The organism is Amycolatopsis echigonensis, assembly GCF_002846615.1.
Classification (GTDB): domain Bacteria; phylum Actinomycetota; class Actinomycetes; order Mycobacteriales; family Pseudonocardiaceae; genus Amycolatopsis; species Amycolatopsis echigonensis.
In genome coordinates, this window is record NZ_PJMY01000002.1 from 181,021 (window position 1) to 199,555 (window position 18,535).

Here is an 18,535-nt window from a genome sequence, read left to right on the forward strand (position 1 = left end):
CGGAGGGCTCCCCGCGTTGCCCCGCAGTGCGGGGGTTTCGCCCCGCCCTCCGGCGAGCGCCGGGGAGCAGCCGCGCCGAGGAGCCCGTGAAAAAGATGACTGACTCGTCCCAGCCCACCAAGGTCGACTTCTACTTCGACCCGATCTGCCCGTTCGCGTGGATCTCGTCGCGGTGGATCCTGGAAGTCGAGAAGCACCGCGAGCTGGACCTGACCTTCCGCGTGATGAGCCTGTCGGTGCTCAACGAAAACCGCGAAGACCTGCCCGAGCGGTACAAGGCGCTGCTGAGCGAGGGCTGGGCGCCGGTCCGCGTCGCCACCGCGCTGGCGCAGCACGAGGGCCAGGAAGCCGTGCGCGCCTTCTACACCGAGTTCGGCACCCGCTACCACAACCAGCACAACGAGGACCGCAAGCTCGTCATCAAGGAGGCGCTGGCGGCGATCGGAGCGTCGGCCGAACTCGCCGAGGCGGGCGAATCGACCGAGTACGACGAGGCGCTGCGCAAGAGCCACCACGAGGGCATGGACCCGGTCGGCATGGACGTCGGCACGCCGACTATCCACGTCAACGGGACCGCGTTCTTCGGCCCGGTGCTGTCGTCGATCCCGCGGGGCGAGGACGCGCTGAAGGTGTTCGACGGCGCGGTCGCGTTGGCGAGCTACCCGGACTTCTTCGAGCTGAAGCGCACCCGGACCGGGGACCTGAACTTCGACTGACGTCGTCGTGAGTGCTGATCACGGTTCTAACCGTGATCAGCACTCACGAGAACCCGAGCGCCGCCCTGGTGACGTCCTCCGGGTACGGCGAGTCCCGCAGTGCGTCCTCAAGCGACGCCCGGGCGGTCTTCAGCTCGTGCAGGCGCAGCAGGCCGTCGCGATGCGTCCGCACGAACGCTTCGTCCACCTGGTCGCCGTGGCCAGGCACGACGATGCGCGGTTCGAGTGCGAGCAGTGCCTCCATCGCGCGGGCCCACGCGTCCAGCTGGTCGTCCGGGCCGAACGAGTACGCGGTGAAGCCGTGCGGGCCGTGTTCCACGACATCGCCCGCGAAGACGACTTTCGCGTCGGGCACGTGCACCACCAGGTCGTGGTCGGTGTGCGCGGGCCCAGGGTGCACGAGCGCGACCGTGCGGCCGCCGAGGTCGAGTTCCGCGCGGTCGGGAACGAGGCGGTCCGGCGGCATGAGCCCGGTGCGTTCGATGGCTTCGGCGATTTCCGGCTTGCCCTCTTCGCGGTAGTGCGCGGCCCACTTTTGTTTGTCAGTTTCGCCGTTTTTCAGCAGGGCCCGCAGACAGCCGGGGTGAGCCCAGATGTCGCACGGCAGGAACGGCGTGGTGCCGAAGGCGTGGTCGAAATGCGCGTGCGTATAGACGACCGACCACGGCAGCTCGGTCAGCTCGCGGACCGCGGCGGCGAATTCGGCGCCCTGGTCGACGTCGCCGCGGGTGTCGATCACCAGGCACCGGTCCTGGCCGAGCACCAAGCCGGTGGTGAGGTCCAGTTCGTCGTACCGGCGGGCGAAAACCCCGTCGGCGACCTCGGTCCAGCTCATCGCCCCTCCAGAATTCCGTGCGACAGCCTCGCCACGCTATCGCTGACGTCGTGCTGTGCGGCGAGAACTACGTCGTTTCCGTGGCCGGTCGCGGCGAGTTCCCGGCCGGAGGTGCAGGAGTGCAGCGCGGCCGGTACGTCGGTGGCCGCGTAGGAAGCCGCCGCGAGCGCGGCTTCGGCGGACCACGAGCCGGCCAGCGCGCTGACGATCGCGCCCGCGCCCAGCTGGTCCTCGACGCACGGCCGCAGCGGACCGAACTCGGTGCCTTCTCCGAACAGGTCGACCCCCAGCGTTCCCCGGCGGGAATCACGCCGATCGGCTGCCCGTCGGCGATTTCCCTCGCTTTCGCCGCGGTCGCGGACGCATTCCGCAGGCAGCCGGCCAATACGTGCGCGCCGGTTTTCGCCGCGGCCGCGCAGAGCGTCGCGCCGTTGGGGGAGGGGAGCGCGAGCAGCGTGCCGGACGGGATCTCCGTCACAGCGGACGGCCGGAGCGTCCATTCCTCTTCGCCCGCGATCACCGCTCCCGCGCCGCGCGCCTCGGCGATTCCGCGTTCGTCCCGCCACCGCACCGGCAGCACCCGGCCGCCGCGACTGACGACGAGATCCGTTGTGGTGCTGAAGGAAAGCACGTCCACGATGATCAGCACGGCGCATTCCCGGCCGAGGATCCCGACCCCTTCGCCGCCCCATTCGAGGCGGACGTCCGCGCCGTTCTGCGCTGCGATGTCCACCCCCGGAGCATGCCGGGTCCCCGGCGAGATGGCACACTCCCGCTGTGCGTGTCTACTTGGGATCCGACCATGCCGGTTTCGAGCTGAAGAACCACCTTGTCCGCCACCTCGGCGAACAGGGGCACGAGGTGACCGACATCGGTCCGTTCGTCTACGACGCGGCCGACGACTACCCGGCGTTCTGCGTCGAAACCGCGCGCCGCGTGGCCGCCGACGAGGGCAGCCTCGGGATCGTCGTCGGCGGTTCGGGCAACGGCGAGCAGATCGCCGCGAACAAGGTGCCGGGCATCCGCGCCGGACTCGGCTGGAGCGTCGAAACCGCGCAGCTGACCCGGCAGCACAACCACGCCCAGGTGCTGGGCGTCGGCGCGCGGATGCACACCGAGGAGCAGGCGACCGAGATCGTCGAGGCGTTCCTCGCCGCGGAGCCGGACCCGGACGAGCGCCACGTGCGGCGCGTGCAGCAGCTGGTCGACTACGAGCGCACCGGCACCCCGCCCGCGCTGCCGGAGGCCTGATGCCCGAGGGGCATACGCTCCATCGGCTGGCCCGTCTCCACAAACGCCGGTACGCCGGCGGACCGGTCGGCCTCAGCAGCCCGCAGGGCCGGTTCGCCGCGGAGGCGGAGAAACTCGACGGGCAGGTGCTCGTTTCCGCTGAGGCGTATGGGAAACACCTGTTCCACCACTACGGTCCTTTGGGGACAGTCCATGTCCACTTAGGTCTGTACGGCACCTTCGGCGAAGCGCCGCTGCCCGAGACCGCGCCGGTCGGCCAGGTGCGGATGCGGCTGGTCGGCCGCACCCACTGGACCGACCTGCGCGGCCCGACGCGGTGCGAACTGCTGGATCCGGCGCAGGTCGACGCGATCAAGGCCCGCCTCGGCCCGGACCCGCTGCGCCGCGACGCGAAACCGGATCAGGCGTGGGAACGGATTTCGCGGTCTCGCACGACGATCGCTGCCTTGCTGATGGATCAGTCTGTGCTGGCCGGGGTCGGGAACGTTTATCGTGCGGAAGTGCTGTTCCGGCACGGGGTTTCGCCGATGCTCCCCGGGCGGTCGCTGGACCGCGCGCTGTGGGACGCCATGTGGGCGGACCTGGTGACGCTGATGCGCGCCGGGGTCCGGGTCGGCCGGATCGACACGGTCGCGCCGGAGCATCTGCCCGCGGCGATGGGCCGGGCTCCGCGGGAGGACCGGCACGGGGGCGAGGTTTACGTGTACCGGCGGGCTGGAATGCCGTGTCTGATCTGCGGGACGCCGGTGGCGCACAAGGAATTGGCTGCGCGGAATCTTTATTGGTGTCCTGCCTGCCAGCCTGAATGAGTACGGCGGATTGAGCTGGTGCTCGGAGCTGGTTGTGCATTCGCGTAGGTGAGTTCGCCGCATCCGGCCAAGCTGAACTCGCCAACGGCATCAGCCGAAGCGAATCCGCGAGCAGAGACGGTGAAGGCCCCGCGGCTAGCCTGCCGCGGGGCCCTCACTGGTCAGAAGTCGAAGCCTCCGCCGTCGAATCCGCCGCCATCGAAGCCGCCTCCGTCGAAACCTCCGCCGAAGTCCTGGCTTCCGTCGAACCCGCCGCCGTCAAAACCGGCTCCGTCGAAGCCGCCGTCCATGCCGCCGGCGTCCAGGGCGTCCGCCTGGCCCGCGTCGTAGCCCGATTCCCAGGCCGATGCGCTGGCGATGCCGCTCATGCCGGAGAACATGGCGCTGAACAGGAACATCGAGCCGAGGCCCCACGCGCCGGCCACGAGCGCGGGCTTCCACCACGGTTCGCTGTACCAGCCTTGCGGCACTGGGCGGCCCGCGACGCGGCCGCCGGGGTAGTAGTACGGCGTGTCCTGGCCGGGGTCGGGCGAGGCGGCGTAGCGCTGGCCTTCGACGTCCACCTCGCGGTGTTCGGTGACCTTGCCCGCGCGTTCGCGTTCGGCCTCGTCCGGCAGCGCGGGGCCCGGGTCCATGCCCATCGCCACGCGCGCGGCGCGCACGTAGTACAGGCCCTCGACGGCGGTTTCCTTCACCAGCCGGGCCTGCTCGACGGTCTTGGCCTGCTCCAGCTGGGAACCGGCGGCGTTGTAGCGCTCGCTCGCGTCGGCCATCGCCTGCTGGGAGGCGGTGTCCGTGCCGGTGATGTTGAGGACCTGGCCGCCGAGGCGCTCGACGAGGCGGCGCGCGTCGGCTTTCGCGTCGTCGAGCTGGCTCTGCCTGGTCGCGGCCTGCTTCCTGGCCAGGTACAGCCCGCCTCCGACGATGACGACGACCAGCACGATCAGGAGGATCGCGGTGCCCATGGGTCACTCCGTGTCTCGATCTGACGCGACGGCCGGGCAGCCGTCCCTAAACCGGACAACGCGGACCGTGCGCGGAGAGTTCCCGGCGGTGCCTCCGTTCGGGCGGTGGCAGGCAAAACTAGAACACGTTATAGTCCGCGGCATGAGGTTCTCCCTGTCGATCGCGATGAGCCCGCTCGACCAGCTGAACGGGCTGGCCCGCGCCGCCGAGGAGGCCGGGTTCTCCTCCGTCGTGCTGCCCGATTCGCTCTTCTACTCCGAGAAAGTGTCCGCCGACTATCCCTACACGCCGGACGGCAGCCGGTTCTGGGACGAGGAGACGCCGTGGGCGGATCCGCTGGTCGCGACCGCCTCGATGGGCGCGGTGACCGAGCGGATCCGGTTCTACACGTCCGTGCTGAAACTCGGTTCGCGCAATCCGGTGCTGCTGGCCCGCCAGGTCAACTCGGTCGCCGCGCTGACCGGCGGGCGGTTCGGTCTCGGGCTGGGGATCGGCTGGTCGCCCGAGGAATTCGAATGGTGCGGCGCGCCGTACGCGCGCCGCGGCAAGCGGTTCGACGAGGCGATCGAGGTGCTGCGGCTGATCCTCGACGGCGGCATGGTCGAGTTCCACGGCGAGTTCTTCGACTTCGACAAGCTCCGGATGAGCCCGACGCCCCCGTCGCGCGTGCCGTTCTACATCGGCGGGCACACCGACGTCGCGCTGCGCCGGGCCGCGCGCGTCGCGGACGGCTGGTCGTCCGCGATGATGACGCTCGAGCAGCTGCGCGAGACCATCGGCAAGCTCAAAGGCCTGCTTGCCGAGCGCGGGCGCGCCGACGATCCGTTCGAATTCCAGGCGGTATGCGTCGACCGGTTCGGGCTCGACGGGTTCCGCGAACAGGCCGAGGCGGGCGTCACCGACGCGATCACCATGCCGTGGGTGTTCGAGGGACACGGATTCGACGCGGAGCTGGGCCTCAAGGTCGACGCGATCCGCAAGTTCGGCGACGAGATCATCGCGAAAATCGAGGAGTGACATGGGAGTCGAGGTCTGCTGGGACCCCGCGGCGAAGCAGCCGCCCGCGCGGGAAGCGGCGTTCAAGTCGATGACGGCGGCGACCGCGGGGGACAAGGACGCCTGGCTTGCGCTGTTCGCCCCGGACGCGGTCGTCGAGGACCCGGTCGGCCCGTCGATGTTCGACGAGGAGGGCAAGGGCCACCACGGGCCCGACGGCCTGTCCGCCTTCTGGGACAAGACGATCGGGAACGTCGAGAAGTTCGAGTTCGTGATCCGCGATTCGCACGCGGCGGGCTCGGAGGTCGCGAACGTCGGGACCATCACGACGTATCTGCCCGGTGGCTACCGCGTCGACACCGACGGGGTGTTCGTGTACCGGGTCAACGAGGACGGGCTGGTCGTTTCGATGCGCGCGTTCTGGGAGACGGAGCGGGCGATGGCGACTGCGCGGCAGGTCTGACGTCAGGCCGGGTTTCGCTTCGACGAAGTCGAGAACGCGTGCGGTGACGAGGTCGGGCTGCTGGTTCTCGGCACGATTTCCGTACTGATACGGGGATTCGGTGCGGTGACGCGTGCGGCGACTTCGATCGCGCGGAGCTCGTCGTCGGTGCTCGCCGCGTTGGGGGGCTGTTGCGCCGGACGCGCGTGGGGCTGAATTTCGTTGCTTCGGCGGGTAGTCAGGCATTGTCCAGGCGTAGCAAGGTGTTCAGCAGATTTCCGCCCGGCAGTCCCTCGTCGCCGAAAATGCGGTGCTGCACCTCGATCACGAGCGGCAGCGCGGCGCGCAGGACGTCTCCGCCGGAGTCGGTGACCTCGACGCGTTTGGCCCGGACGTCCTCGGCACTGCGCGCGCGGGCGACGAATCCCTTGCGTTCCAGCGTTTTGAGGATCTGCGACACCTGCATCGGGTGGATGTCGCCGGAGGTCGCCAGGCCGGATTGGGTGACCGGGCCGCCGCCGCGGTTCAGCCACGCGGCGAGGGCGAGCGTCTGGAACTGCAGGTGCGTCAGGTCGAGCGGGGCGAGAGCCTGGTCGACCTCGCGGACGTAGCGGTGCACGACCCGCCACATGACGAACCCCACCGCGTTCTCGGGGGCGCCGAGCGAGGCGGTGGCGAAGAGCTCGGCGAGCGCGTCCTTGTCCATCGGAAGGCATCGTAGCGGTTGCCCGCAGATAGTAAACGCGTTTAGTATCGGACGGGACGGAAAGGGGCACCTGATGGCTGACCTGCGGCTGGACTTCGGCCTGTACCGCTACGACAACACCCGCGCGCTCTTCGACGGCCGGGTCCGCTTCGACGGCGTCGACGCGACCCTGCATACCGCCGACATCGTCTCGGACTTGTTCGAGCGCATGGTGCGGGGCAGGGAGTTCGCGGTCGCCGAGCTCGGGCTCACGTTCTACCTGCGCACCCTGGACCTGCCGGATCCGCCGTTCGTGGCGCTGCCGGTGTTCCCGAACCGGCAGTTCCGGCATTCGGCGATCTACGTCAACCGCCGCAGCGGCATCCGGTCGCCGCGGGATTTGATCGGCAAGACGATCGGCGAGTTCGCGACCTACGGGCACGACGCGGGCGTGGTGGCGAAAGGCATCCTGTCCGATGAATACGGCGTGCGGCCGGAACAAAGCCGGTGGGTGATCGGCGGATTCGACTGGCCGATGGAGTGGTTCGATTTCGTCCCGCGACTGCATCCCGCGGAAGTCGACGTGCGACAGGCTCCGGCGGGGAAAGCGCTCGGGCAGATGCTGGAGGCCGGGGAGATCGACGCGTTTGTTTCCGCGGATCCGCCGCGCGGGATCCGGGAGGATTCGCCGGAGGTGGCGCAGCTGTTCCCGGATTACGTGAGTGTGGAGCGCGAGTATTACCGGAGGACCGGAATTCGGCCGATCATGCACACAGTGGTGGTCCGGCGGGATTTGCTGGCGGAGCACCCGGGGTTGGCGGAGCGACTGTATCGGGGATTCGTGGAGGCGAAAGAGGTCGCGATGGCGGATTACCGGCGTGGTCGCGTCTTCAATCACATGGGCGAGGCCGGGATGGTGCCGTGGTTCAGCGCGCTGTATGACGAGAACCGGCGGCTGTTCGGCGAGGATTGGTGGCCGTATGGGATCGAAAAGAACCGGCGGTCGGTGGAGGCATTCTTGCGGTGGCACTTCGAACAGGGGCTGTCTCGGCGGTTGATGACGGTGGAGGAGGTTTTTGTGCCGGAATTGCTGGGGACTTAGCCGTTCCAGCAATGCACCGCGGCCGGCGGTCTGGTCAATCCTCCTGGCCCGGGCTTCGGGCCAGGAGGATTTTCCGTTCGGTTCGGCCGGTTTCGCGGAAACCGTGCCGCAGATAGAACGCGTGCGCGCGAGTGTTGACCGCGAGAACCTCGAGTACCAGCGGCTGTTCTCGCTCCGCCGCGACCCTGATCAGCCGCCGGAGCAGCCGTCCGCCGATTCCTCGGCCTTGGTAGCGCGGGTCGAGTTCGATCCGGCCGAGGAAGACCTCGGCCGGCCGGTGTTCGACCACGAGCAGGCCCGCGTCGGCTCCGTCGACCGTGATCACCTGCCACCTGCCGGGTGTGAAGGCGCGGTCGTGGTAGCCGCGTTGGATTTTGTCGTTCCAGCCCCAGATCGCGGCGACATACTCGCCAAGAGCGGCCCGGTGCACCTGGAAACAGAAGTCGCTGTCCGCGGGGGTCGTCGGGCGAAGGCCGACCTCGTCCGGCATGCGCGCCTCCGGTGCTCGGGAGCGCTCAGGGTAGCGCGGTCACCCGTCGTTTTTCCGCACCTTCGGAAGGACCCGCACCATCGCGGTTCCCGCTGCCAGCAAAGCGAATCCGGCCAGCAGCAGCCACAGCACGTTCACGCCGGTGAACGCGAGTCCGCCGGTCACTCCGGCAGCCGAGGCCGCGCCGATTTTCTGGTACATAAGGGTTCTCTCTTCCGTCGGGGATTCACCAGTTCTTGCGGGTGCGCAGGAGCGCGTCCGCATATGCCTTCAGGTGGCAGGCCTGCAGGAAATAGTCGAGCACCAGCTCGTACATCGACGCGGCGAGCAGCATCCGGCGCCAGCCGCGGTAGCGCACGGTCACCGCTCGCTCCACCACGAAGATCGCCGAGAGGCCGAGCCACCACGGGTTGAGGTGCAGGCCGCTGCGGTACAGGGCTGTCGCGAGGGTGCTCAGGTAGATTCCGCTCACCAGGACGCCGGCCATGGTCAGCAGCTGCCTGCCCCAGTACCGCCACGTGACGCGGGTCAGTCCGTATTGGACGCAGTTCTCCACCGCGCCCCGCTTCCATCGCAGCCGTTGTGTCCACAGTGCACTCCAGCTGGTCATGACCTCGGTTTCCAGCGTGCACGCGCTGGGCGAGATCACCCGGTGTCCGAGGTGCAGCAGGGCGAAAGTGAGCTCGTTGTCCTCGGTGAGGACAGTGGTGTCGTAGATCCCGCCGTTGCCGTCGCCTGCCGGCAGCTGTCCGACGAGCCGGGCGTCGGAGACTTCGCGGAGGGTACGGACCCGGAACATCGCCGCGGTTCCGGTCAGCACCAGGCATTTCCCGCGCAACCGGTGCACGTCGCGGGCATAGCGCGCGTATTCGTTGCGCTGCAAATGCCCGACGAAACCGCCGCCCGGGCCGCCGCGGAAGACGCCGCCGACGCCGCCGTATCCGCGGTCGAGGTGGTGCAGGGCGGTGCTGACGAACTGCGGGTCCAAAGTGGAGTCCGCGTCCTGGACGAGGATCACGTCGTCCTCGTCGAGCCTGGGCAGCAGCCACGCGAGCAGCTGGTTCAGTGCGCCGGCTTTCTTGTGCGCGTTGTCTTTGGACGGTCGAACCCGGGCTCCGGCGGCCGAAGCCACACCGGCGGTGTCGTCGGTGCAGTTGTCGGTGACGACGAAGACCTCGTCGACGCTCCGGTCCTGTCGGCGCAGCGCGGCCACGGTGTGCGCGATCTGCGCTTCTTCGTCGTGCGCGGGGATGACGGCGACGACACGCACGCTGCCGGAACGGTGCCGTCCGGTTCGCGGCTCGGCGAGCGTGGGTGCGGACATGAGCGGGGATCCTCTGCGCGGAACGGCGACGTGGTGCGTCGCGCCTGAACCCTTACTCTGTTCGTGGTCACGGAACGTTACGCGAATTTTCCAGACGTCACCCACAAGGGGGAGATTTGCCCGCGAACCTGTGGGCCAGCTGGGAATTTGCCCTCGTCCGGCACCTACTGTGAGTGGGTGTTACCGGGGCTGCCGGTGCGCCCGCGGAGGCATCAACCGGGTGATGAGCGGCGTCGATCCGAGCCCGTGCAGTGCCACGCTCCCGAGGACGCAGACCACGGTCAGCGTCAGCACGAGGTCGCTCTCTTCGCCGCTCAGGCCGTTGATCGCGAGCAGCCCGAAGACGATCGACGTCGTGCCGCGCGGGCCCAGCGCGCCGACGAGGAACCGGTCCCGCAGCGGCATCCGGGACCGCGTGAGCGACACCAGCACCGGGAAGATCCGCAGGACGGTCAGCGCGAGGAGGCAGAACACGATCGGCTGCCACTCCACGCCGAAGGACGCCACGACCACCGCGGCCGCGCCGACGACGAACCACATCGCCATCGTCAGGATTCCGGTGACCTCTTCGAGCAGCCGCAGGTCCTCCGACGGCCGGGTGAAGTGTTCTCGAGCGGGGCTGTCCGAGGTGCGGAGGTGCCGCGCGGCGAAGGCCCGGTAGACGTAGCGGAAGGCGATCCCGGAGACGAAACAGGCGACGAATCCGTTGCCGTCGATGGCGACTGTCGCCGCGTAAGTCAGCAGGGGAGTCGTGAGGAGGGCGATGCGCCGCCCCTGGCCGGAAGTCCAGCCGGAACGGACAGCGAGGAACAGCAGGAAACCGATCGCCGTGCCGACGACGGCTCCGGTGACAATGGCCTTGAGCGCGAACGGCAAAGCGGTCGCGAGAGCTTTTCCGGCGGTGTTCGCGGTATTGTCGCTGCGCGCGAGAATGAGCGCGAACAGGAACAGCGGCGAGACCAACCCGTCGTTGTAGCCGCTTTCGACATTCAGCACGCTGCGCACCTGCGGCGTCAGGGTTTTGTCCCGCACGACACGTTCAGCGGCGGCGAAATCGCTCGGGATGACGATGCACGCGACGATCAACAGCAACGGCCACGGCAGATCCGGGAAGAACGCCCAGCCGGCCAGCATGGCCAGCCCGAGGCTCAGCGGCAGCGCGAGGAACAGCACCCGCGCGACGAGGCTGGGCGCGTGTCCCCAGAGCCGTCCGCCGCGGACCTCGGTGGCGTCGACGAAAAGCAGCATCGCGAGAATGAGTTCGGCGACGTGCTGCGCGACTTCGGTGTCGAAGAGCTCGAGCAGTTTCTCCGGATTCGCGAACAACGCGGTCGCGACCCCGCACAGCACCATCAGCACGGGCGCGGCGATGTTCCACCTGTCGAGCTGTTTGGCCGCGAGCGCGCGCAGCATGACCGCTGTCGACAGGACCAGCAGTGCGGGAATCAACATCGTTCGTCCGGCTCCACGGCTTTTGATCGCGCCCAGCCGTCTTCGGCCGCTGACGCTCCACAGTGTACCGGCGGGCGCATGCGATTTCCGGTATTCCGGGTGTAAGTCACGTCCATCCGGAATCGGTCGATTCGGTCGGTTCCCCGCGCTAGCTTTCACCGCGGTGGCCACGTCGCGAATCCTTGGTGCAGAGGAAGAAGCTGGCTCGGCTCGCCGCGGTGGGCAAGCCGAGCCTGACGGGCCTCGTCGAGCAGGCACGCGGTGATGTCGATCCGGTCCGCGCTCGGCCGGGATCGGCCCGAGCGTACAGAGTTCGGCGGGTACGGCTTACCGCCCGGAATCCTCCACCGAATTTCCGCGCACATACCGCGAAAGCGTCCCCGCGCCCACGCGTTCGACCGAAACGCACTCCAGATGCGCGGTTCCCGTGCCGTCCGGGAACAGGCGGGTGCCGCCGCCCAGGACGGTGGGGAAGGTCAGCAGCCGGTACTCGTCGATCAGGTCCGCTCCCATCAGGGTGTGCACGACGCTCAGGCTGCCGGTGACGACGACGTCGCGTTCTTCCTGTTTCACCGCGTCGACCAGGTCGCCGTCGAGGACCGACGAGTTCTGCCACGCGCTGGTGTCGGCGAGGGTGCTGGTGGCGACCAGCTTGGGCACGGCGTTCATCCGCCGCGAGAACGGGTCGTCGCGGTGCGGCCAGATGGTCGAGAACAGCTGCCAGGTCGTGCGGCCGAGCAGCAGGACGCCGTCGTCCAGCGTGCTCCCGACCCGGAATTTGTCGCCCGCGACGGCCTCCGCGCCGTGCCGGAAAGCCCAGCCCCCGCCGGGGGTGCCGGAGGAGCCGTCCGGGTCGGACGCGACGCCGTCGAGGGTGGTGAAGGCGATGACGATGACGCTCATGGCGGAGATCCCTTCAGTCGGTGGTCGCCAGTACTTACCGGCGGCCCCGGCTGAACTCATCGGTCCCCGGCTAGAAAATCCTCGACGGCAGGTCGAAGGCCTCGAAGACCCCCGGATCGGCGAAGACGACGTTGTGCGAAATCCGCCCGCCGGTCACGGTGAAGACCTGCAGCGTGTGCAGGCGCCCGTCGGCCGGGTAGGCGGCGAGCGCGGGCTGGCCGTTGGCGGTGAGCCCGCGCATGGTCCAGCCGGTTCCGCGCATTTCGAACACGCGGTGCATGAACCGGCCGTAGTCGTCGCTGCCGCGGAACCAGAGCGGGACCGGCGGCATTTCCATGATCGCGTCGTCGGTGAGCAGCCGGACGAGCCCTTCGACGTCCGCGGCTTCGAAGGCTCGCGCGTACCGGTCGATCACGGCCTGGGCTTCCGCGTCGTCCGGTTCGGCGATCTCGTCCATCCCGCCCGCGTCGGCGAGCGTCGCGCGGGCCCGTTGCAGCGCGCTGTTGACCGCCGGAACGGTTGTCTCCAGCTGCGTAGCGACCTCGGCCGCGCTGAACTCGAGCACCGACCGGAGGACGACGACTGCTCGCTGCCGCGCCGGGAGGACCTGCGTCGCGGCGATCCAGGCCAGCCGCAGCCCGGCGCGCGTGTCGGCATCGCAGCGCGCGTCGGGGAACGGCTGCAGCCACGGGATGTCCATCGCCGGCTGCAGCGGTGCGCCCGGATCGTCGCTCGCGGCACCGAGACCGGAGGGCAACGGGCGGCGGGCCCGGCCCTCCAGTGCGGTCAGGCAGACGTTCGTCGCGATCCGGTACAGCCAGGTCCGCACGGAAGCACGCGCCGGGTCGTACCGGTCGCGGGCTTTCCACGCACGCAGCAGCGTTTCCTGCACGAGATCCTCTGCCTCGTGGAAGGAGCCGGCCATCCGATAGCAGTAGGCGGTCAGCTCGCCGCGGTGCGCTTCGAAGTCCACCTGGTCATCATCCGGCACGCGCGACGCTGAGGGAATGGGGTGGTACTGCGGTTCTTAGTCGCGGACGCCGCACACGCCGGGCTGTTCTGGGAAACCGGACCCGGCGCGGGAACACGCGCCGGGTCCGACGGCTCAGTTTTTGTTGGTGCCCGGGGTCAGCACCTTGTCGATGACGAAAACGGTCGCGTTCTTGGTCGGAATGTTCCCGCAGAGGATCTTCGCGCCGTTGACGGTCAGGTTCTCACCGGAACCTTCGATCTTCAGCGGGCCGCCCGCGGTGTTCAGCGAGGTGACGGTCCCGGCTTGTTCGAGGCCTTTGGCGTCGTAGCGCTTGCCGACAACGTGGTACTGCAGGATCGGCGCGAGCTGGTTCGGGTTGGCCGCCAGCTCGTTGAACTTCGCGTCGCCGAGGGCGTTGAACGCCGGGTCGGCGGGGGCGAAGACGGTGATGGCCTGCTGGCTGTTGAGCGTGTCGACCAGGTTGGTGGCCTTGACGGCCGCGACCAGCTTCGTGAGCAGCGGGTTCGTCGAGGCCGCGGACGCGACCGGCTGCGGGCCCATCGAGTCGAGCGAACCGGGCGCGCTGCCCTGCGGGAGCTGGGAACAGGCGGGGCCGAAGACCTGGTCGTTGGTGGTGACGCCGGAGGCGCTGCTGGACATCGGCGCGGAGATCGGAGCCGAGGACGGCATCGCTGACGGGCTGCTGCCGCTCGAGGCGTTGGTGTCAGTGCCGCTGCCACAGGCGGTGAGGGCGAGGGCGGCAGCGGCACCGATACCGGCGAGGCAAAGGGTCTTCACGGGAATTCTCCGTTCACAGTGGACTGTTCGAGAGGGATTCGGCGCCGGACCGGCAGCGGATTGGTCAGGAAGCGATGAAAGTCGTGGAATGCCATCCGGTCGCGCCGTCCGGCACGGTCCCAGCACGGGTTTCCGTCTGGGTATAGCCGGATTTATCGGTCGCCCGCACGAACACCTGGTGCGTACCCGGCTTCACCGCGATCTGGGTCCACCACATCCGCCAGGTATTCGGGTTCACCTCGGCGGACAACGTCGTCGCCTGCCAGGCTCCACTGTCCACTTTGATCTCCACGGCGGCGATCCCGGTGTGCTGCGCCCAGGCGACGCCCGCGAGGCGCACTGTCCCGGCGGGAACGGTGTCGAAGCCCTTGGGCGTGTCGATCCGCGATTCGGTTTTGATCGGCGCCTGCTCGCCCCAGCCGCGGCGGAGCCAGTACGCCTGCCGGGCCTTCCAGGTGGTGACCTCGATATCCACCACCCATTTGACCGCCGAGACGTACCCGTAAAGGCCGGGCGTGACCAGACGGGCGGGAAAACCGTGCTCCAGCGGCAGAGGCTCGCGGTTCATCCCGAGCGCCAGCATCGCGCCGCGCGAACGGTCGAGCGCGGCCGCCACCGGGGTGCCGGACGTCCAACCGTCCACACTGGAGCAGAACAACTGCTCCGCACCCGGCTGTACTCCGGCTTCCTCCAGAAGATCCGCGAGATCGACCCCGACGAAGTTCGAAGTGGACACGTAATCGCCACCGACCTCATTGGACACACACGTCATCGTCACCGTGCGCTCGACCAGAGGCCGGTCGCGGAGATCGCGATAGCGGTACCGGATTTCCCGCTCGACCATTCCGTGGATGCGCAGGCTCCAGTCCTCCGTGCGCACCTGCGGAACGGACAACGCGGTGTCGACGCGGTAGAAATTCCGGTTCGGCGTGAGAAACGCCGGGGTGCCGAGCTTGGCGAAGTCCGCGTCGGCGGGAATCGGCGGGGCGGAAACCGCGGGCACGAGCTGCCCGACCGCCGCACGGGAAGCCGCAGCGTCGCGCGTCCCGCTGATCGCCTGTCCGGCACCGCCGAGAACTCCGGTCCCGACGACGGTACCGACACTGCTGAGCAGAAAGCGCCGCCGCGAGGAGTCCGTTGCCTGCTGTCGCGTCGCGATTCGGTGCAGCAGAAGGAAGACTGCCGTCCCGGCGACCAGGCTGGCCAGCGGAGCCAGCAACGCGATCGCGGTCAGATCCGGTCGCGCGGCCACGGCGACCCCACCGATGAGTCCAAACGCGACAATCACCGCGACGCCCGGCCACGGCGTCCGGCGCGACAGCAGACCGGCCGTGGCGGACACGAGCACTAACACCGCTGCCATGCCGCCGAGCAGGACGGTCTTGTCGTACGTGCCGAAGGTTCGCACGGCGAAGTCCTTCAGCGGCAGCGGTGTCAGGTCGATCGCGCCGTTCCCGACCGCGAGATACGGCGAGGCGTTGATGTTGCCGAACGACGCGACCAGGTGCCCGGCGGCTAAGGCCGCGACCAGGGCGAGGACGCCGCACAGCGCTGCCGGAAGGATCCGCAGACGGGAGGACATGCGAGGCATTCGTCGCCGGACCATCGGCGGATGGGTGTGAGCTGGTCACCCGCCGGTGGGAGCCTCCCGCAGGAGGGGGTCACGTCCGAGAGACGTCGCATTTGTGCGATCTCGTGTGGACATGGCCGTTCTGTCGGCTAAGTTCTCGGATAACTCCGCCGCCGTCGGCGTCGACAAGGACGGTGCGTACCCGGTCAAGAAGCAGCCGCTTCCGCGAGGATTTGCTCGCGGAGGATGTCCGCGTGCCCGCAGTGCTGCGCCAGTTCGCGCAGCATGTGCAGGTAAACGAACCTCAGCGGCAACGGGCCGCGGCGGTTGCCGGGCAGGAGGTCGGTCAGCTCGAGCGACGCGGTGGCCCGGCGAGAGTCCTCGCACGCTTCGCGGTGCGCCCGCTGGACGGACTCGACGGTGTCGTCGTCGGTGAGGATGAACGATTCGTCCGGTGTCGCCGGGATGCCGATCTCGGCGCGGGACCGGCCGGTGACGGCTTCGTCGAACCAGACCTTCTCCACGAAGGTCGCGTGCTTGACCAAGCCGAGCAGCGTGGTCCGCGACGGCACGAGCGATCGGCGGGCCTGCTCCTCGGTGAGCCCGTCGAGGCAGTGCCGGAGCGCCTCGCGGTGCTCGTCGATGAAGTACTCGAACTGGTCCTTGGCGGGGTTGTCGATCGCTGATTCCATGGGCACCGGTCCAGCTTGCCGGATCTCCGGGTCCAGGTGAAGAAGGGGTAAGCCGTCGCTCGGCGGAAACTGCCCGCGGACGGGCATCAGGACGACGCCGGTCAGGGCGGACCAGGTGCCAGCGGAAAGCTCATCGGTTCCGGGGAAGCCAGCGGCGTCGTTGCCGGACGGCGGAAGAGTCCTCTGTGGACAGCGGAGCACGGGTGCCGTGGACCCCTCCCGGACCGCGCCGGGATACTGGTGCGCAGAGACCGGCTCGAAGCGGAAAGGGGCTCGACGGTGCCGCGGCGCGGATCCAGGGAGCGAACGAAAATGTGCGGGAAAGCCGGCGCGACCGCCGAATCCGGACAGATCGGGTGAACCGCCGACGCATGCCGCGCCTGCCGCGGTTGCCGCGGCGTCCGGCCACGACCGCGGACGAGCAGGTCGGTTTCAACGGCGCGTTCGCGGCCGCGCTGACGCGTGCGATCGGGTCGATGCCCGCGCTCTATGTCGTCCTCGCGCTCGTCGCCGGATGGATGGCGCTGGCGACGTGGGGCCCGCTGCGCGCGGTCGATCCGTATCCGTTCGCGTTCCTGCTGTTCCTGGACAACGTGGTGCAGCTGGTGCTGTGCTTGGTGATCCTGGTCGGCCAGCGGGTGCTGGGCGGCGCGGCCGACCGCCGTTCGGTGCAGACCTACGAGAACGCCGAGGCCGTCTTCGAGCAGATCGCGGACCTGCAGCGGCATCTCGACGAGCACGACCGGGCGCTCAGCCGCGGCGTGAGCCTGCTGGAATCGAGCCCGCATCCGTGGATCCAGCAGCACCGGGTCCAGCGGCCGCCGCAGGCGCTCGACCAGGCGGTGAGCGTCAACGGCCGGATCGCGGCCTGGCTGACGCAGCGGCTCGGCAGCATGTGGGCGTTCTACCTGGCGGCCGGGACGCAGGTGGTGTGGATGGGCCTGGCCGCGCTCGGCGTGCAGCGGCTGGATCCGTACCCCTTCCCGTTCATGACTTTCCTGTCCACGCTGGTCCAGCTGGTCTTCATGATCGTGATCATGGTCGGCCAGGGCGTCCTCGGCCAGGCGGGCGACCGCCGTTCCGAGCAGACCTACCTCAACGGCGAGGCGATCCTGCACGAATGCCGCCGGATGAAGGCGCGGCTGGAGGCGCAGGACCGGCTGATCGAGGACCTCAGCCGTTACACCCGCGGCGAGCTGATCGAGGATCTCGCGCGGGCCATCCACGACGTCGACGGCCAAGCCCAGCGTGCCGTCCACGCCTGGGTCCCGCCCCGCTGGGACCAAGCGCCCGAAGAGCACAAGGCGGTGACCCGCGCCCAGGCCCGGCAGCTGGGCGAGCATCTCGCACTGGTCGGCTGCGTGATGGTGCCGGCCTTCGACCCGGCCCTCACCGTCGCGTTCGCCGACGACGAGGTCCTGCTGCTGGCCCAGCGGGAACACGACCGGTGGCGGACCGAACAGGCCTCCGGCGAGCTGGCCGACCCGCACCTGGTCGCCTGGGACGATCTGCCGGAGCCGGTGCGGGCGCGGAAACTGCACGTCGCGCGCAGCATCCCGGGCCTGGTGGCCAGCGTCGGCATGCAGGTGGTCCGCGACGGGCGGGCTCGCGGCGGCGCGGGCGAGGAGGATTTCACCGCCGAGGAATGGGCGACCCTGCAGCGGGCGATGATGGCGTCGGGAATCCTGGTCGGGCTCTCCGTCGGCGGGGTGGATTCGGACGAAATGTTCGCGCTGGTGAAAACCTTGCGGGAAGCGAGCGTCGCCCATCCGAGGCGCTTCATCCGCGAGGTCGCCGCGTCGTCGGCGTTCGACACGGGCCTGCGGCCGGGCGTCAAATACTCCGAATACCTGCCGTACGCGGAAAAGACGATCCGCTCGGCCGCGGCGATCGTCGCCGCCACCGCACCGGCGGAGCTGCCGGACTTCCGCGAATTCCTGGTGGAGATCGCCACGGTCGTCGCCGAAGTGAACCAGGAAGGCGGATTCCTCGGCGTGGGCGCGCAACGCCGGACGCCCAAGGAGGTGGCGGCGATGGACGCCGTCCGCTTGGCCGCGCGCCACGACTGAGGTCACTTGATCGCCACGGCGGCTCCCATGACGGCCCCGTAGAGCACGAAGACGTTGACCAGTGCGATAAACGACGGTTGGAGCCACCGGATCAGCGGAGCTGCCTGGCCGGGCACCAGCGTGCCGTTGGCGTCGAGCGCTTTTTCGCCCGGTCGCGAAGCCAGCAGCGAAACCAGGCCGAACAGTGCGCAGAGCGTGAACGGGAACCAGTGGCCGTGCAAGGGATTCCAGAGCCGCTGCGCGCCGCCCCAGGCCGCGGAAACGGCGCCGGTCATGGCGGCGAAGTTGGTCAGCGATTGAACAGTGACGAAATCGCTGACGTTCTTCGTGCCCGCCGGCGCCGCGTCGCCGAGGTTGCCGCTCGTCGGTTCGGCGGTCGCGGTGGTGGTGGCGAAGGCTTTGGCAAGGGACATGAGACACCTCGTTGTGACCCGGATTCCCCGAAGTCGCAGCGAGGCGCGG

21 protein-coding genes are annotated in these 18,535 nt (G+C 68.9%); 7 read left to right on the forward strand and 14 right to left on the reverse strand.

Translation table 11 applies throughout. The features are described 5' to 3' along the window. The first annotated feature begins 95 nt into the window (after nucleotides 1-95). On the forward strand, nucleotides 96-716 hold the full coding sequence (locus ATK30_RS02450; RefSeq protein WP_101434432.1) for a mycothiol-dependent nitroreductase Rv2466c family protein: 621 nt from the start codon (nucleotides 96-98) through the stop codon (nucleotides 714-716). 43 nt (nucleotides 717-759) lie between these two features. Here the strand turns inward: ATK30_RS02450 and ATK30_RS02455 are convergent, their stop codons facing one another. Both ATK30_RS02455 and ATK30_RS02460 read right to left on the reverse strand, forming a co-directional pair. After that, on the reverse strand, nucleotides 760-1,551 hold the full coding sequence (locus ATK30_RS02455) for an MBL fold metallo-hydrolase (RefSeq protein ID WP_101434102.1): 792 nt from the start codon (nucleotides 1,549-1,551) through the stop codon (nucleotides 760-762). After that, nucleotides 1,548-2,243, reverse strand: coding sequence for a 2-phosphosulfolactate phosphatase (locus ATK30_RS02460; RefSeq protein ID WP_341867335.1), 696 nt, complete (start codon nucleotides 2,241-2,243; stop codon nucleotides 1,548-1,550). Before ATK30_RS02460 ends, ATK30_RS02455 begins: the two co-directional genes overlap by 4 nt. Before the next feature lie 85 nt (nucleotides 2,244-2,328). On the opposite strand from ATK30_RS02460, the gene ATK30_RS02465 reads away from it, so the two are divergent. Beyond that, nucleotides 2,329-2,802 carry a ribose-5-phosphate isomerase gene (locus ATK30_RS02465; RefSeq protein WP_101434103.1) on the forward strand — a complete coding sequence of 158 codons (474 nt, stop codon included), beginning with the start codon at nucleotides 2,329-2,331 and terminating at the stop codon, nucleotides 2,800-2,802. After that, the gene (locus tag ATK30_RS02470) at nucleotides 2,802-3,611 is read left to right on the forward strand and encodes an Fpg/Nei family DNA glycosylase (RefSeq protein ID WP_101434104.1); all 810 of its coding nucleotides are present in this window, start codon (nucleotides 2,802-2,804) and stop codon (nucleotides 3,609-3,611) included. Before ATK30_RS02465 ends, ATK30_RS02470 begins: the two co-directional genes overlap by 1 nt. A gap of 161 nt (nucleotides 3,612-3,772) precedes the next feature. Here ATK30_RS02470 and ATK30_RS02475 read toward each other — a convergent pair whose 3' ends face one another. Further along, on the reverse strand, nucleotides 3,773-4,576 hold the full coding sequence (locus ATK30_RS02475; protein ID WP_101434105.1) for a hypothetical protein: 804 nt from the start codon (nucleotides 4,574-4,576) through the stop codon (nucleotides 3,773-3,775). A gap of 142 nt (nucleotides 4,577-4,718) precedes the next feature. On the opposite strand from ATK30_RS02475, the gene ATK30_RS02480 reads away from it, so the two are divergent. Next, on the forward strand, nucleotides 4,719-5,594 hold the full coding sequence (locus ATK30_RS02480; protein WP_101434106.1) for a TIGR03619 family F420-dependent LLM class oxidoreductase: 876 nt from the start codon (nucleotides 4,719-4,721) through the stop codon (nucleotides 5,592-5,594). A gap of 1 nt (nucleotide 5,595) precedes the next feature. Next, nucleotides 5,596-6,036: a nuclear transport factor 2 family protein gene (locus ATK30_RS02485; RefSeq protein ID WP_101434107.1), complete on the forward strand. Its 441-nt coding sequence runs from the start codon at nucleotides 5,596-5,598 to the stop codon at nucleotides 6,034-6,036. 217 nt (nucleotides 6,037-6,253) lie between these two features. Here ATK30_RS02485 and ATK30_RS02490 read toward each other — a convergent pair whose 3' ends face one another. Then, entirely contained in the window at nucleotides 6,254-6,721 is a 468-nt protein-coding gene (locus tag ATK30_RS02490; protein WP_101434108.1) for a MarR family winged helix-turn-helix transcriptional regulator, read from the reverse strand. Between the two features lie 73 nt (nucleotides 6,722-6,794). Here ATK30_RS02490 and ATK30_RS02495 point away from each other — a divergent pair, with 73 nt between their 5' ends. Then, nucleotides 6,795-7,802, forward strand: coding sequence for a substrate-binding domain-containing protein (locus tag ATK30_RS02495; protein ID WP_183124517.1), 1,008 nt, complete (start codon nucleotides 6,795-6,797; stop codon nucleotides 7,800-7,802). Nucleotides 7,803-7,836: 34 nt separating this feature from the next. Here ATK30_RS02495 and ATK30_RS02500 read toward each other — a convergent pair whose 3' ends face one another. The 9 genes from ATK30_RS02500 to ATK30_RS02535 form a co-directional block, all read right to left on the reverse strand. After that, the gene (locus ATK30_RS02500; protein ID WP_101434109.1) at nucleotides 7,837-8,292 is read right to left on the reverse strand and encodes a GNAT family N-acetyltransferase; all 456 of its coding nucleotides are present in this window, start codon (nucleotides 8,290-8,292) and stop codon (nucleotides 7,837-7,839) included. A gap of 39 nt (nucleotides 8,293-8,331) precedes the next feature. Further along, nucleotides 8,332-8,493 carry a hypothetical protein gene (locus tag ATK30_RS44955; protein WP_158242440.1) on the reverse strand — a complete coding sequence of 54 codons (162 nt, stop codon included), beginning with the start codon at nucleotides 8,491-8,493 and terminating at the stop codon, nucleotides 8,332-8,334. A 25-nt stretch (nucleotides 8,494-8,518) separates the two neighbouring features. After that, complete coding sequence (locus ATK30_RS02505; protein WP_101434110.1) at nucleotides 8,519-9,616, reverse strand: glycosyltransferase family 2 protein; 1,098 nt, start codon at nucleotides 9,614-9,616, stop codon at nucleotides 8,519-8,521. A gap of 180 nt (nucleotides 9,617-9,796) precedes the next feature. Beyond that, nucleotides 9,797-11,068 carry a cation:proton antiporter gene (locus tag ATK30_RS02510; protein ID WP_244194483.1) on the reverse strand — a complete coding sequence of 424 codons (1,272 nt, stop codon included), beginning with the start codon at nucleotides 11,066-11,068 and terminating at the stop codon, nucleotides 9,797-9,799. 327 nt (nucleotides 11,069-11,395) lie between these two features. Next, a complete protein-coding gene (locus ATK30_RS02515; RefSeq protein WP_101434111.1) occupies nucleotides 11,396-11,971 on the reverse strand; it encodes a dihydrofolate reductase family protein in 576 nt (191 codons plus the stop codon). A 70-nt stretch (nucleotides 11,972-12,041) separates the two neighbouring features. Further along, nucleotides 12,042-12,896, reverse strand: a complete 855-nt coding sequence (locus tag ATK30_RS02520; protein ID WP_244194505.1) for an RNA polymerase subunit sigma-70 — start codon at nucleotides 12,894-12,896, stop codon at nucleotides 12,042-12,044. 180 nt (nucleotides 12,897-13,076) lie between these two features. Beyond that, nucleotides 13,077-13,742 carry a fasciclin domain-containing protein gene (locus ATK30_RS02525; RefSeq protein ID WP_101434113.1) on the reverse strand — a complete coding sequence of 222 codons (666 nt, stop codon included), beginning with the start codon at nucleotides 13,740-13,742 and terminating at the stop codon, nucleotides 13,077-13,079. A gap of 64 nt (nucleotides 13,743-13,806) precedes the next feature. Beyond that, on the reverse strand, nucleotides 13,807-15,324 hold the full coding sequence (locus ATK30_RS02530) for a molybdopterin-dependent oxidoreductase (protein ID WP_101434114.1): 1,518 nt from the start codon (nucleotides 15,322-15,324) through the stop codon (nucleotides 13,807-13,809). Between the two features lie 194 nt (nucleotides 15,325-15,518). Continuing rightward, nucleotides 15,519-16,004 carry a DinB family protein gene (locus ATK30_RS02535; protein WP_101434115.1) on the reverse strand — a complete coding sequence of 162 codons (486 nt, stop codon included), beginning with the start codon at nucleotides 16,002-16,004 and terminating at the stop codon, nucleotides 15,519-15,521. Nucleotides 16,005-16,375: 371 nt separating this feature from the next. On the opposite strand from ATK30_RS02535, the gene ATK30_RS02540 reads away from it, so the two are divergent. After that, a complete protein-coding gene (locus tag ATK30_RS02540; RefSeq protein WP_101434116.1) occupies nucleotides 16,376-18,073 on the forward strand; it encodes a DUF1003 domain-containing protein in 1,698 nt (565 codons plus the stop codon). Nucleotides 18,074-18,075: 2 nt separating this feature from the next. Here ATK30_RS02540 and ATK30_RS02545 read toward each other — a convergent pair whose 3' ends face one another. Then, nucleotides 18,076-18,486: a hypothetical protein gene (locus tag ATK30_RS02545; RefSeq protein ID WP_101434117.1), complete on the reverse strand. Its 411-nt coding sequence runs from the start codon at nucleotides 18,484-18,486 to the stop codon at nucleotides 18,076-18,078. Nucleotides 18,487-18,535 lie beyond the last annotated feature (49 nt).

Bases quoted from the DNA above. Each gene is read 5' to 3' on its own strand.
- ATK30_RS02450 (WP_101434432.1), top strand. From the start codon at position 96: ATGACTGACTCGTCCCAGCCCACCAAGGTCGACTTCTACTTCGACCCG.
- ATK30_RS02455 (WP_101434102.1), bottom strand. From the start codon at position 1,551: ATGAGCTGGACCGAGGTCGCCGACGGGGTTTTCGCCCGCCGGTACGAC.
- ATK30_RS02460 (WP_341867335.1), bottom strand. From the start codon at position 2,243: ATGGGGCGGCGAAGGGGTCGGGATCCTCGGCCGGGAATGCGCCGTGCT.
- ATK30_RS02470 (WP_101434104.1), top strand. From the start codon at position 2,802: ATGCCCGAGGGGCATACGCTCCATCGGCTGGCCCGTCTCCACAAACGC.
- ATK30_RS02475 (WP_101434105.1), bottom strand. From the start codon at position 4,576: ATGGGCACCGCGATCCTCCTGATCGTGCTGGTCGTCGTCATCGTCGGA.
- ATK30_RS02480 (WP_101434106.1), top strand. From the start codon at position 4,719: ATGAGGTTCTCCCTGTCGATCGCGATGAGCCCGCTCGACCAGCTGAAC.
- ATK30_RS02485 (WP_101434107.1), top strand. From the start codon at position 5,596: ATGGGAGTCGAGGTCTGCTGGGACCCCGCGGCGAAGCAGCCGCCCGCG.
- ATK30_RS02490 (WP_101434108.1), bottom strand. From the start codon at position 6,721: ATGGACAAGGACGCGCTCGCCGAGCTCTTCGCCACCGCCTCGCTCGGC.
- ATK30_RS02495 (WP_183124517.1), top strand. From the start codon at position 6,795: ATGGCTGACCTGCGGCTGGACTTCGGCCTGTACCGCTACGACAACACC.
- ATK30_RS02500 (WP_101434109.1), bottom strand. From the start codon at position 8,292: ATGCCGGACGAGGTCGGCCTTCGCCCGACGACCCCCGCGGACAGCGAC.
- ATK30_RS44955 (WP_158242440.1), bottom strand. From the start codon at position 8,493: ATGTACCAGAAAATCGGCGCGGCCTCGGCTGCCGGAGTGACCGGCGGA.
- ATK30_RS02505 (WP_101434110.1), bottom strand. From the start codon at position 9,616: ATGTCCGCACCCACGCTCGCCGAGCCGCGAACCGGACGGCACCGTTCC.
- ATK30_RS02510 (WP_244194483.1), bottom strand. From the start codon at position 11,068: ATGTTGATTCCCGCACTGCTGGTCCTGTCGACAGCGGTCATGCTGCGC.
- ATK30_RS02515 (WP_101434111.1), bottom strand. From the start codon at position 11,971: ATGAGCGTCATCGTCATCGCCTTCACCACCCTCGACGGCGTCGCGTCC.
- ATK30_RS02520 (WP_244194505.1), bottom strand. From the start codon at position 12,896: ATGGCCGGCTCCTTCCACGAGGCAGAGGATCTCGTGCAGGAAACGCTG.
- ATK30_RS02530 (WP_101434114.1), bottom strand. From the start codon at position 15,324: ATGTCCTCCCGTCTGCGGATCCTTCCGGCAGCGCTGTGCGGCGTCCTC.
- ATK30_RS02535 (WP_101434115.1), bottom strand. From the start codon at position 16,004: ATGGAATCAGCGATCGACAACCCCGCCAAGGACCAGTTCGAGTACTTC.
- ATK30_RS02540 (WP_101434116.1), top strand. From the start codon at position 16,376: ATGCCGCGCCTGCCGCGGTTGCCGCGGCGTCCGGCCACGACCGCGGAC.
- ATK30_RS02545 (WP_101434117.1), bottom strand. From the start codon at position 18,486: ATGTCCCTTGCCAAAGCCTTCGCCACCACCACCGCGACCGCCGAACCG.